Genomic DNA, 11,902 nt, shown 5'->3' on the forward strand with positions numbered 1-11,902 from the left:
CCATTGCGAACGCAAGGAGAGGGACGTTGAGTGAGGGAAGGAGGCGGACACGACCCTGGGGACCGCTGCGCGGCCCCTCCGGCCCTGCCCGGGAGCTGGCCGACCTGCAGCGCGCCTGGCTGGACAGGGCGGGGCTGCGCGTCAGGGACCTGGCGGGCGCCCTGCAGCCCGAGCACTTTACGGACGGGCGGGTGCCCGCCCGCTCCACGGTCTCGGACCGGCTTGCCGGCGCGAATCCGCGATGGGACTTCGTGGAGGCCGTCGCCGACGTCTGCTCCCGGGACGACGCGGAGCGCTCCCGGCTGCTCGACGAGGCGCGTCCCGTGTGGGAGCGCGTCCGGGCGGCCCCGCCGCGCCGCGGCGACCGGGCCGGACAACGCGACGACCAGGCCGGACAACACGGCCGCCGGACCGGACAACCCGGCCGGTCCGGCGGGAGCCCGGACGACCCGTCCCGTGCGGCCTCCGACGGGCCGGACGGCGAGGCGCTGCGCGCCGCGCTGGGCCGGGCCGCCGAGGCGGAGCGCGCGCGGGACGGGGCACACCGGTTGTCCGTCCTGCTCCTGACGACGGTCGGCCGGCTGGAGAGGGACCTGGACGAGCTGCGCGCCCGGGGCCGGGCCGAGGGAGCGCGTACGGAGCAACTGCGCAGGGCCCGCTGGCGTCTCCAGCGGAGCGAGGCCCGACGGACGCTGCTGGCACAGGAGTTGCGGCGTGTCCGGGCCGAACGGGACGCGCTGCGCGGCGCCTCCCTGTCCGGTCCGGACGGCCGGACAACCGGGGGCCCAGCCCGGACAACCGACGGTCCGATCCGGACAACCGGGGGCTCGGCCCGGACAACCGAGGGTCCGGCCCGGACGGCGCCACCGGACAACCGGCCGGACAGGCGCCCGGACAAGCGCTCTGCCCCGCCCCTCGACGACCACGGCGGCGCCCGGACGGCTCCGCCGCCGGACAACTCCCCGCTGGCGGCGGTGCACGCCCTGTCCGACGCCCGCGCGCGCGGCCAGGACACCGCGGCCCGGCACCTGGCCACCGCCGTGGGCCGGGACGGCAACCCCGGCTTCGTCCAGCGCGTGGTGGCCCTGCTGTACGCCGACGAACAGCCGGCGGACGCCGAGCGCGTCCTCACGGCCGTGGCCCGGACCCGTCCCGCCGTCCGCGTCCCCGCCGTCCTCACGGCCCTGCTCCGCGCCGGACGGTCGCAGGACGCCTCGCACGTCCATGTCGCGCTCGCCCGCGCCGAGTCGGCCGGGCGGGTCCTGGAGGTGGTGGCCGCACTCCGGGAGGCGGGCCTGCACTCCGACGTCTACCGGGTCCTCATGGCCGCCGGCCGACTGCGCGCCCTCGGCGACGTACCGCCGCTGGTCCGCTCGCTGGAATCCGCCGGCCGGTCCGAGGACGCCCGCTGGCTCCTCGGCTTCGCCGCCCGCGAACGCCCCCGCACCGAGGCCCGCGCCCTCGCGGAGATCCTCCGCCTGGCCGGCGCCCCCGTCGCCGCCGATCACCTCCTGGCCGAACTCCGCCCCACGATCCCCCCGCAGCCCCGGACACCCGTCGAGGAGCCTCCCCCGCTCCCCGTCCCCACCCGCGGCCTGGCCACCGTCATCCGCATCGACCCGTCCCCCGGCCCCCGCGCCCCGGTCCTGGGCCGCCGGATGACGAACGGGCCGTATGTGGAGGGCGTCCCGCCGCCGAGGGGGTGAGGGCGTGGCGGCCCCATGAGGCGCCCGCACCGGGACCGCGTCAGTCGCGGTCGCCCGGGTGGGAGTCGCGGGCGTGCTGGCGGGAGTCGCGGTCGCCCGGGCGGGAGTCGCGGGCGTCCTGGCGGGCGCGGAAGGCCGCGGCCTTGGCGCGGTTCTGGCAGGCGGTGGAACAGAACCGGCGGGCGGCGTTGCGGGAGAGGTCGACGTAGACGCGGTCGCAGCGGTCGGCACGGCAGACGCCCAGCCGCCCGGCGAGGCCGCCGCCCACCGCCACGGCGAGCGCGGTGGCGCAGGCGGCGCTGGACCCCGCGGCGAAGGAGTCGTCGGGGCCGTGGAAGTGCAGCTGCCAGGGTTCGCCCACGCCCCGGTCCAGCCGCGGCCGGGCGGCGGTGTCGCGCAGCAGGTCGTTCACGGCCGCCGCGGCGTCGTCCAACCGCCCGTCCTGCATGGCCTGGAAGACGTCCCGCATGCGCCCCGCCGCTCCGGACAGATACGCGGCCTGCTCGTCGTCGATGTCGCGCGGCAGCGAGGAGGCGGTGCGGGGTATCGCGGCATCGACCGCGGCCCGGAGCCCGGTTCCGCGGGGCGCGGCGTAGGGGCGGCCGCGCGCGGTTCCGTCGGTCAACGTGTTCACGAGCGCTACGGCTTGGTCCAGCAGCATCGCGACGTGACTGTCGAACATCACTTGACCAGTCACTCCTTCCGGGGCTAGCGTCCGTAACCGACGTTACTCGATTCACCAGTTACGCGAGGACGGCGGGGGGATGGTCGTGGGGACAGCGACGGGGCCGGGGCTGCCGCGCATCGTATGGCTGCTGGTGGCGGCGCGGGCGATCAACCGGCTCGGCGCCTTCTCCCTGCCCTTCCTGACCGTCCTGATCAGCACCGACTTCGGCGCGAGCGCCACCACGGCGGGGCTGCTCTCCGCCGCCTTCGGGCTCGCGACGATCCCGTCCCGCCTGGCAGGCGGCCACCTGGCGACGCGCCTCGGGCGGCGCCGTACCATCGTGCTCGGCCTCACCGGCTGTGCGCTCGCGCAACTGGGCATCGCGGCCGCCGGCTCCCTGACCGCGGTGGCGGTCTTCGCGGTCCTCCTCGGCCTGGCCTTCGAGCTCTACGAACCGCCGAGCCAGGCGATGATCGCCGACGCGGTCGGCCCGGCCGACCGGGTGCGCGCCTACAGCCTGCTCAACGCCGCGCTCGCGGCCGGCGGTACGGGCGCCGGCCTGATCGCCGCCGCCCTGGGCCGGTGGGACCTGCGCTGGCTGTTCGTCGCCGACGCTCTCACCTGCCTCGCCTGCGCGCTGACGCTCCGCTTCGCGCTGCCCGCCGATCACCCCGGCCGGCGGACCGCCGAGCGCGGCGGACGCCCCGAGCCGGTCCACCCGTGGCGGGACCGCGCGCTGTGGGCCCTGTTCGCCTCCGGCACCGTCTTCGCCCTCGTCTCCATGCAGATCACGATGGCGCTGCCGCTGACCCTCACCCACCGTGGCCTCCAACCGTCCGACGCCGGACTGCTGTTCAGCGCCTCGGCCGTGACCGTCGTCGCGTCCCAGCCCGCCCTGCGCCTGCGCCGCCTCGCCACGCTCCCCGACTCCGCGGCCCTCGCCCTCGGCCACACCTTGATGGCAGCCGGCCTGGCGGGCTACGCGCCGGCGCACGGCCTGCCCGCTTTCCTGGCGGCCACGGTCCTGTGGAGCCTGGGCGACGTACTCGTCCTGGGCCGGATCCTCGGCGTCGTGGCGGACCTGGCACCACCCGGCGGCGCCGATCGCTACCTGGCGGCGTACGGCGTCAGTTGGGGCGTCGCCACGGTCGCCGCCCCGGTCACCGCCACGCAGATCCTGGAACACGCCGGCGTCACGGCCCTGTGGACCGGCACCGCGGCCGTCTGCCTCGCCTTGGCGGCCACCCAGCTCCTCGCGGTCGGCCCGCTGGTCAGCGCCGCGGGACGGACCGACGCCGTACCCGCGTAACGCGGCACCGCGAACGGCCGGCGCGGCCCGCCGCACCGGATCGCCCCCAGCACCGGACTTCACCCGCACGACGGAGCGGAACGGGCCTCGCGGCGGAGGCACCCGGCCCCGTCCCCAGCCATGATCGACGTGTTCCCCCGGCCGGCAGCCCTCCCGAACCGGAGCACCGATGAACAAGACCTTCCGCACCGCCGCCCTCCTCGCCCTGGCCCTCACGACGACGGCCACGGCCGGCGTGGCGGACGCCGCGACGACGACGAAGGGCGCCGACCGCACGCCGGTGTCCGCGCTACGGGGCTCGGGACGCATGGAGTACGCCATCGCCACGGAGGACGTCCGCCTGACCGTCGACGCCCACGCCGCCTACACGAACGGCCCCACCTTCCCTACCAAGTCCTGGGGCACCTTCCGCCTCTCGCACAAGATCGGCACCGGGAAGCAGGCCAAGGTCTACTGGGGTGACTTCACGGTCGACTGCCTCCGCACCGGCGGCCCCACCGCGGTCGTCACCGGCACCCTCACCCGCACCAGCCCCGACCGCCCCTGGCGCACCATGTTCCCCGAGCACGCCCGCATGGGCGTCAGCTTCTACATCGCCCCGAAGGGCGCCGGTCCCAGCCGCATAGGGCTGGCGGCACCGTCCCCGAAGGGACAGCCGATGCTCACCAAGTGCATGGCCTCGGCCACCGACGCCCGCGTGATCGCGGGCGGTTACACGCTGCGGGACAGGACCGGGTAGGGCGGTGCCCTCCGGTGCTCGATCAGCCGACGAGCTGCTCCCGCCGCACCACGAACTCATCGCGTCCGTCCGGCGTCTCGACATGGTGCGGAGTAGTGGAGACGGTGACCAGCCCGTCGCGCTCCCCAAGGACCACGCAGGCGATCGTGACGTCCACCGGGTAGGACGAGTCCGGCCTGAGCACATCCAGCTCGTCGAAGACCGGAGGCTTGTCGAACACCGACCATTTCCGCCCGGCCGCGTCCGTGAACCGCACCTCCACCCACCCGGGGATGGGCTCGTCACTCACCCAACGCACCGCCTCACACCGCAACTGGACCACAAGCCCCAACCCTCGTACTGGATCGTCAACACTCGACAGTACGCCGCCGGGATGGCCGAGGCCAACGAGGCGCCTGACCTCGCCGCGGTGCGGGAGTTGCGGGAGGAGTTGGGCCCGGCGGTGACGGTACGGGGGCTGCTCGTCGTCGACTGGGTGGCGCCGCACGGGCCTTGGGACGATCAGATCGCCTTCGTCTTCGACGGCGGCGTGCTCGACGCGGCGGTGGCCGCCGGTCTCCGTCCCTGCGACGGGGAACTGTCCGAGCCGGCGTTCGTCGCGCCCGGGCGGGCCCGGGGGCTGCTGAACTCCCGTATGGCACGGCGGTTCGCCGCCGCCGTCGCCTCGCTGGGAGACGGGGTTTCGCGGCACCTGCGTACGGACGTTCGGGAATGACAGTGCGCCCGTATCCGTGAGGGGCTCCTCAGGGATACGGGCGCTGTCGGCGACGGGCTTCGGCCGAGAGCCGTCAGGCCTCAGACCCGCTCGGACTCCCGTTCCTCCGACCGCTCCGCCGTGGCGGCCTGCGGCTGGGCCGCCTTGCGCGGGAGGAGGAGGGCGACGACGACGGTGCCGATGCCGAGGATCACGGCGCCGACGACGCTGGTGTGGGCGACCGCGTCGGCGAACGCCTTGTGGACGGCGTCGACGACGGTCTGGGCCTGCTGGGCGCCGAGGGCGGCGGCCTTCTCCGGGCCGACCTTGGGCGCGGCGCCGGCCGTGACCTGCTTGCCGACCTCCTTGGCGACGTAGAGGCCCGCGCCGACCGAGTCCTGGGCGGCGGAGAGCGCCTTCTCCGGCAGCTTGGGGCCGCCCGCGGCGGCGGCCTTGGCGGCGGCGTCACCGAGGTTGGAGGAGTACGTCTTGGCGAGCACCGTGCCGAGGATGGCGATGCCGAGGGAGCCGCCGAGCTCGATGGAGGTGCTGTTGACGGCACCGCCGACGCCCAGCTGGCTCTCCGGGAAGGAGCCCATGATGGCGTTGGTGCACGGCGACAGGGACAGGCCGATGGCCAGGCCCAGGATGATCAGCGGCAGCACGAAGTCGTCGTACGACGAGGACGCGTCGACGCGCGTGAGCAGCGCGATGGCGACCGTACCGACGGTCATGCCCAGCGCGACCGTGATCTTCATGCCGAACCGCGGGGTGAGGAACGCGGTCAGCGCGCCGCCCACGAACACCGCGCCGGCCAGCGGCAGCATCCGGATACCGGTGTCCAGCGGCGAGTAGCCGAGGACGAACTGCAGGTGCTGCGTGAGGTAGTAGAAGGCGCCGAAGACGGCGAGGAAGAACAGGGCGACCGCCAGCGTCGAGCCCGCGAAGGCCCGCTTGGCGAAGCGGCGCACGTCCAGCACCGGACGCGGGTGGCGCAGCTCCCACAGCACGAAGCAGACGAGGCCGACGCCGGCCACGACCGCGGCGGTGATGGCCTTGGCGCCCCAGCCGAAGTGCGGGCCCTCGATGATCATGTAGATCAGGGAGCCGACCCAGATGACGGACAGCAGGCCGCCGACGTAGTCGATCTTCTCGACGTTCTCCGCCTTGGACGGCGGGACCAGGAACAGCGCGCCCACCGCGCCCAGCAGCGCGATCGGCACGTTGATCAGGAACGTCGAGGCCCAGCCGTGGTCCTCCAGCAGCGCGCCCGCGACCAGCGGGCCGACGGCGATGGCGAGGCCGGCGGTGGCCGTCCAGATGGTGATGGCCTTGGCCCGCTCGGCGCGCGGGAAGGTCGCGGCGAGCAGCGACAGCGTCGCCGGCATGATCATGGCCGCCCCGACGCCCATCGCCGCGCGGGACGCGATGACGCCCGCCGCGCTGTCCACGAGCGAGCCCGCGACCGACGACCCGGCGAACACCAGGAGGCCCAGGACGAGGGCGCCGCGGCGGCTGTACTTGTCACCGACCGCGCCCAGGATCAGCATCAGCGCGGCGTACGGGACGGTGTAGCCGTCGATGACCCACTGGAGGTCGGAGCTGCCGAGGCCGAGGCTCTGGACCATGTCCGGGGCGGCCACCGTCAGCGACGTGTTCGCCATGACGATGATCAGCAGGCTGATGCAGAGCACCCCCAGTGCCCACCAGCGGCGCGCGTACGGCCCGTCCATCGCGTCGACGGGACGCGATATCCCCAGGCGCATGGTGTTCGTCCTTTCCTCGTTCTTGCACACGGTTGTGCAATTACCCACTGGTGTGCAATGTAAGGGGGGTGGACGGCAGTGTGCAAAATGAGGGGGGAAGAAGGCCCTGGGCGGGCCGGACGGGCCCGACGGAGAAGAGAACCGATGACCGGCAGAGCGGACGCCAATCGCCGCCGCATCCTGGACGTCGCCCTCGCGGAGTTGCTGCGCGACCCCGAGGCGAGCATGGACCAGATCGCCCGGTCGGCCGGCGTCGTTCGGCGCACCGTCTACGGCCACTTCCCCGGCCGCGACGCGCTGGTCGCGGCCCTGGTGGACGACGCGGCGGAGACGGTCGGCGCGGCGCGGGCCGAGGCGCTGCGGGCCGTCGGCGACCCCGGCGACGCGGCGGAGGCGCTGGCCCGCGCGATCCTCGCGGTGTGGGAGATCGCCGACGGCTACCGCCTGCTGGTCTCCATGGCGCAGCGCAGCGTCACGGTGGAGGGGATCCTGCGCCGGCTGGAGCCGGTCCGGCGGGAGAGCGAGGCGCTGCTGCGGCGCGGCCTGGAGGCGGGGCGCTTCACGTCCGTCCTGCCCGCGGCGGCCCTCGCCTACGTGCACGAGCAGATCCTCTTCGGGCTGCTCCAGGCCGTCAACGACGGGCTGCTGCCGCCGGAACGGGCGGGCCGCTCGGCCGCTGTAACGGTCCTGACGGCGGCGGGCGTCCGGGCGGACGAGGCGGCGGAGCTGGTGGAGCGGATCGCGGCGGAAGGCGCGGCGGCGGGCTGACGCTTCGCTCCGTCAGGAGACGTTCCAGGGGGCGCCGGACGGAATCCCGTCCGGCGCCCCCTGGAACGTGTCGCCTGGAAACGCGTCACCTCGGCTCCCGCCGCCTCGTAACGCGTCGCCTCGGAACCTGCCACCTCGAACGCGCCGCCCCGAAGCGCGACCGCTGTCAGACGCCCGCCGGCGCCCGCTCCACCTCCCGCGGTTCCGGCGGCGGCGCCCCGTGCGCGCCCTCCTCCGCCGTCAGCGTGCTCTCGTCGAAGGGCAGCCGCCCGGCGAGGACCTCCTGGGCCCGCTCCCGGTCGATCTCCTTCGTCCAGGTGCCGACGAGCACGGTCGCGACGGCGTTCCCCGCGAAGTTGGTCATGGCGCGCGCCTCGCTCATGAAGCGGTCGATGCCGACGATCAGGCCGACGCCGTCGACGAGTTCGGGCCGGTGCGACTGGAGGCCGCCCGCGAGGGTGGCCAGCCCGGCGCCGGTGACGCCCGCCGCACCCTTGGACGCGATGATCATGAACAGCAGCAGCGAGACCTGCTGCCCCAGGTCGAGCGGCGTGCCCATCGCCTCCGCGATGAACAGCGAGGCCATGGTGAGGTAGATGGCGGTGCCGTCGAGGTTGAACGAGTAGCCGGTCGGCACGGTGATGCCGACGACGGGCCGGCTGACGCCCAGGTGCTCCATCTTCGCGATGAGCCGGGGCAGCGCCGACTCCGACGACGAGGTGGAGAGGATCAGCAGGAACTCCCGCCCCAGGTACTTCAGCAGCCGGAAGATGTTCACGCCGGCCACCAGACGCAGCAGCGTTCCCAGGATCACCACGACGAACAGCAGACAGGTCGTATAGAAGCCGATCATGATGACGGCCAGCGACTTCAGCGCGTCGACGCCGGTCGCCCCGACCACCGCGGCGATGGCGCCGAAGGCTCCCACCGGCGCCAGCCACATGATCATGGACAGGACCCGGAAGACCAGCTTCTGAAGGTGCCCGATGCCGCGCAGCACCGGCTCCCCCGCGCCGCCCATGGCCTGCAGGCCGAAGCCCGCCAGCAGCGCGACCAGCAGCGTCTGCAGCACCTCACCGCCGGTGAGGGCGGACACCAGGGTGGTGGGGATGATGCCGAGCAGGAACGCGGTGGTCGATTTGTGCGCGGTCTGGGCCTGCGCCTCGCCGGCGTGCCGGAGGGCCTCCGTCAGGTGCAGGCCGCTGCCGGGCTCCAGCAGATTGCCGACGAGCAGGCCGACGGCCAGCGCCACGCTCGACATCAGGAGGAAGTAACCGAGCGCCAGCCCGCCCACCACGCCGACCTTGGCCGCCTTGCGGACCGATCCGATGCCGAGCACGATCGTGCAGAAGATGACGGGCGAGATCATCATCTTGATGAGATTGACGAATCCCGTGCCCAGCGGCTTGAGTTCGACGGCCGTGCCGGGGGCGGCGAAGCCGACCGCGATGCCGGCCAGCACCGCTGCGATGACGGCGAGGTAGAGGTAGTGGGTCCGGTCCCGCTTCCCGGCCGGCCGCGCCTGCGGTTCCGGCCGTTCCGACTGGTCCGGCCGTTCCGACTGGTCCGGCCGTTCCGGCTTATCCGGCTGTTCCGACCGATCCGCCCCATCTGTCTGTTCCGGTCGTTCCGGCGGGTCCGGTGGGGTGGACGGTGACGTCGTCGTCACGGGTGTCACGTGGGGCTCCTCGTCGTCGCGGCTCCGCGGGTCGGACCCGCCCGTCCGTTCGGCGGGGTCCCGCTCCCCGTGAGGGGGGTCCCGGAGACTATGCACGCCGCTGTGACCGCGGTCACCCTTGCGTGCATTACGTTCACGAATGGACCGCGGTGCACACTGTCGGCCATGCGCACACCTCGCATACGTTCCCGCAGCCTCGCCGGCCAGCTCTTCGCCGTGCAGATCGTGCTGGTGGCCGCGGTGGTGGCGGGGTGCGCCGCGTTCGCCTGGATCTCCGACCGCGCGGAGGCCGAGAAGGCCGCCCGCCGGCAGGTGACCGCGACCGCGACGGCGGTGGCCGCGTCCCCCGCCGTCGCCGAGGCGGCCGGGACGGCGGACCCCTCGCGCACGCTCCAGCCCTACGCCGAGCGGGTCCGGCACGACACGGACGTGGACTTCGTGACGATCATGAGCCCGGGCGGCACGCGCTGGACGCACCCCGACCCGGCCAGGATCGGCGAGCCCTTCCTCGGCCACACCGGGCCGGCGCTGGCGGGACGGGTGTTCGCGGAGACGTACACCGGCACGCTCGGGCCGTCCGTACGGGCCGTCGCCCCCGTCCGGGACCGGCACGGCAAGGTCACCGCCCTGGTCAGCGCCGGCATCACGGTCGACGCGATCAGCGCGCGCCACCGCCGCCAGGTCGTCGCCCTGCTCGTCTTCGCCGCGGCCGTCCTCGCGCTCGGCGGCGCCGGGACGTACGTCCTCAACCGGCGGCTGCGGCGGCACACCCACGGGATGAACGCCACCGAGCTGGCCCGGATGCACGACTACCACGAGGCCGCCCTGCACGCGGTACGCGAGGGGCTGCTGATGCTGGACGGGCAGCGCAGAGTGGCTCTCGTCAACGACGGCGGCCGGGAACTGCTCGGGCTGCGCGGGACGGACGCCATCGGCCGGCACGTCACCGACCTCGGCCTCCCCCGCTCGCTGACCGACGCCCTGCTGGCGCCCGAGCCGCGCGTCGACGAACTGCACCTGACCGCCGACCGGACGCTCGTCGTCAACACCTCGCCGGTGTCCGGCGGTCAGCGCCGCGGCACCGTCGTCACCCTCAGGGACCACACCGAACTCCAGGCCCTCAGCGGGGAACTGGACTCCGTCCGGGGCTTCGCCGAAGCGCTGCGCTCCCAGGCGCACGAGGCCGCCAACCGGCTGCACACCGTCGTCTCGCTGATCGAACTCGGCCGCGCCGAGGAGGCCATCGGCTTCGCCACCGCCGAACTCGAACTCGCCCAGGCCCTCACCGACCAGGTGGTGGCCGCCGTCGCCGAACCCGTCCTCGCCGCGCTGCTGCTCGGCAAGGCCGCCCACGCCAACGAGCACGGCGTGGAACTGCTGCTCTCCCCCGACAGCCACGTGGACGACGGCCTGCTGCCGCCCGACCTGCCCACCCGCGACCTCGTCACCGTCCTCGGCAACCTCATCGACAACGCGGTGGACGCGGCCGGTCCCCGCCCCGGCGACGGCCTCCCCGCCGGCGCCGCCCGGGTCACCGTGACCGTCCGCCCGGACGGCGACGACCTCCTCCTGCGCGTCACCGACACCGGCCCCGGCCTGGCCCCCGGGACGGCCGACGAGGTCTTCCGGCGCGGCTGGTCCACCAAGGCCCCCGGCGACGCCCCCCACGGCCACGGCCTGGGCCTGGCCCTGGTCCACCAGGCGGCGGTGCGCAACGGGGGGACGGCGGAGGCGGGCCGGGGACCGTCCGGGGGCGCGGAGTTCACGGTCCGGCTGCCGCTGGGCATCAGCGCCGCGGCGCCGGGCGAAGCCGGTGAGCGGCCGTGACACCGCCCGCGCCACCCACGGCACCGCCACCACCGCCGACGCTGCCGATCCGCGTACTCGTCGTGGAGGACGACCCCGTGGCCGCCGACGCCCACGCCCTCTACGTCCGGCGCGTCCCGGGCTTCGCCGTGGCCGGGGTGGCGCACTCGGTGGGCGACGCCTCGCAGTTCCTCAAGCGCTTCCCCGCCGACCTGCTGCTCCTCGACCTCTACCTCCCCGACGGCCACGGACTGCGGCTGCTGCGCTCCTTGCGCTCCGCCGGGCACACGGCGGACGTCATCGCCGTCACCTCGGCCCGCGACCTGGCCGTGGTCCGGGAGGGCGTGTCGCTCGGCGTCGTGCAGTACGTGCTCAAGCCGTTCACCTTCACTACCCTGCGCGACCGGCTGGTGCGGTACGCCGAGTTCCGGTCCGTCGCGGGCGAGGCCAGCGGCCAGGACGAGGTGGACCGCGCACTCGGCGCACTGCGCGCCCCCCGCCCCGCCGTCCTGCCCAAGGGGCTGAGCACCGACACCCTGGCGGCGATCACGGACACCCTGCGCACGGCCGGCCCGGACGGCCTCTCCGCCACGACGGCCGGCGGCGCGGTGGGCATCTCCCGGATCACCGCCCGCCGTTACCTTGAGCACCTGGTCGACACCGGGCGGGCGGCACGGGCGCCGCTGTACGGGCAGGTGGGACGGCCGGAGCTGCGCTACCGCTGGCTGAGCGGGGGCTGAGGGGCGGGCCGCGAGGCGGGACGGAGCCC

General features: G+C 74.4%; 11 protein-coding genes. 7 read left to right on the forward strand and 4 right to left on the reverse strand.

Annotated elements, in window-relative coordinates:
* The first annotated feature begins 26 nt into the window (after window positions 1-26).
* Entirely contained in the window at window positions 27-1,706 is a 1,680-nt protein-coding gene (locus ACH4PU_RS01300; RefSeq protein WP_398264349.1) for a hypothetical protein, read from the forward strand.
* Window positions 1,707-1,746: 40 nt separating this feature from the next.
* Here the strand turns inward: ACH4PU_RS01300 and ACH4PU_RS01305 are convergent, their stop codons facing one another.
* Window positions 1,747-2,388, reverse strand: coding sequence for a CGNR zinc finger domain-containing protein (locus tag ACH4PU_RS01305; protein ID WP_398264351.1), 642 nt, complete (start codon window positions 2,386-2,388; stop codon window positions 1,747-1,749).
* Window positions 2,389-2,476: 88 nt separating this feature from the next.
* Here ACH4PU_RS01305 and ACH4PU_RS01310 point away from each other — a divergent pair, with 88 nt between their 5' ends.
* Both ACH4PU_RS01310 and ACH4PU_RS01315 read left to right on the forward strand, forming a co-directional pair.
* Window positions 2,477-3,682 (forward strand): MFS transporter, encoded by a 1,206-nt coding sequence (locus ACH4PU_RS01310; protein ID WP_398264353.1) that lies wholly within the window; start codon window positions 2,477-2,479, stop codon window positions 3,680-3,682.
* Between the two features lie 169 nt (window positions 3,683-3,851).
* Window positions 3,852-4,421, forward strand: coding sequence for a hypothetical protein (locus ACH4PU_RS01315; protein ID WP_398264355.1), 570 nt, complete (start codon window positions 3,852-3,854; stop codon window positions 4,419-4,421).
* Between the two features lie 22 nt (window positions 4,422-4,443).
* On the opposite strand, the gene ACH4PU_RS01320 is transcribed toward ACH4PU_RS01315, so the two are convergent.
* Complete coding sequence (locus tag ACH4PU_RS01320; RefSeq protein WP_398265385.1) at window positions 4,444-4,710, reverse strand: hypothetical protein; 267 nt, start codon at window positions 4,708-4,710, stop codon at window positions 4,444-4,446.
* A 24-nt stretch (window positions 4,711-4,734) separates the two neighbouring features.
* Here ACH4PU_RS01320 and ACH4PU_RS01325 point away from each other — a divergent pair, with 24 nt between their 5' ends.
* Window positions 4,735-5,136, forward strand: a complete 402-nt coding sequence (locus ACH4PU_RS01325) for an NUDIX domain-containing protein (protein ID WP_398265310.1) — start codon at window positions 4,735-4,737, stop codon at window positions 5,134-5,136.
* Between the two features lie 80 nt (window positions 5,137-5,216).
* Here ACH4PU_RS01325 and ACH4PU_RS01330 read toward each other — a convergent pair whose 3' ends face one another.
* Window positions 5,217-6,881 (reverse strand): MFS transporter, encoded by a 1,665-nt coding sequence (locus ACH4PU_RS01330; protein WP_398264357.1) that lies wholly within the window; start codon window positions 6,879-6,881, stop codon window positions 5,217-5,219.
* Window positions 6,882-7,025: 144 nt separating this feature from the next.
* Here ACH4PU_RS01330 and ACH4PU_RS01335 point away from each other — a divergent pair, with 144 nt between their 5' ends.
* Window positions 7,026-7,649: a TetR/AcrR family transcriptional regulator gene (locus ACH4PU_RS01335; RefSeq protein WP_398264359.1), complete on the forward strand. Its 624-nt coding sequence runs from the start codon at window positions 7,026-7,028 to the stop codon at window positions 7,647-7,649.
* 166 nt (window positions 7,650-7,815) lie between these two features.
* Here ACH4PU_RS01335 and ACH4PU_RS01340 read toward each other — a convergent pair whose 3' ends face one another.
* On the reverse strand, window positions 7,816-9,111 hold the full coding sequence (locus ACH4PU_RS01340) for a cation:dicarboxylate symporter family transporter (protein WP_398265313.1): 1,296 nt from the start codon (window positions 9,109-9,111) through the stop codon (window positions 7,816-7,818).
* A gap of 381 nt (window positions 9,112-9,492) precedes the next feature.
* Between ACH4PU_RS01340 and ACH4PU_RS01345 the strand changes: the two genes are divergently transcribed.
* Together ACH4PU_RS01345 and ACH4PU_RS01350 are read left to right on the forward strand one after the other, a co-directional pair.
* Entirely contained in the window at window positions 9,493-11,154 is a 1,662-nt protein-coding gene (locus ACH4PU_RS01345) for an ATP-binding protein (protein ID WP_398264361.1), read from the forward strand.
* Window positions 11,151-11,873 (forward strand): response regulator, encoded by a 723-nt coding sequence (locus tag ACH4PU_RS01350; protein ID WP_398264363.1) that lies wholly within the window; start codon window positions 11,151-11,153, stop codon window positions 11,871-11,873. The genes ACH4PU_RS01345 and ACH4PU_RS01350 overlap by 4 nt, the downstream gene beginning before the upstream one ends.
* Window positions 11,874-11,902 lie beyond the last annotated feature (29 nt).

It is taken from the genome of Streptomyces sp. NPDC021100, assembly GCF_044333095.1.
GTDB lineage: Bacteria > Actinomycetota > Actinomycetes > Streptomycetales > Streptomycetaceae > Streptomyces.

Excerpts from the sequence above, each read along its gene's own strand:
- ACH4PU_RS01305 (WP_398264351.1), bottom strand. The coding sequence starts at position 2,388 with ATGTTCGACAGTCACGTCGCGATGCTGCTGGACCAAGCCGTAGCGCTC.
- ACH4PU_RS01315 (WP_398264355.1), top strand. The coding sequence starts at position 3,852 with ATGAACAAGACCTTCCGCACCGCCGCCCTCCTCGCCCTGGCCCTCACG.
- ACH4PU_RS01330 (WP_398264357.1), bottom strand. The coding sequence starts at position 6,881 with ATGCGCCTGGGGATATCGCGTCCCGTCGACGCGATGGACGGGCCGTAC.
- ACH4PU_RS01335 (WP_398264359.1), top strand. The coding sequence starts at position 7,026 with ATGACCGGCAGAGCGGACGCCAATCGCCGCCGCATCCTGGACGTCGCC.
- ACH4PU_RS01345 (WP_398264361.1), top strand. The coding sequence starts at position 9,493 with ATGCGCACACCTCGCATACGTTCCCGCAGCCTCGCCGGCCAGCTCTTC.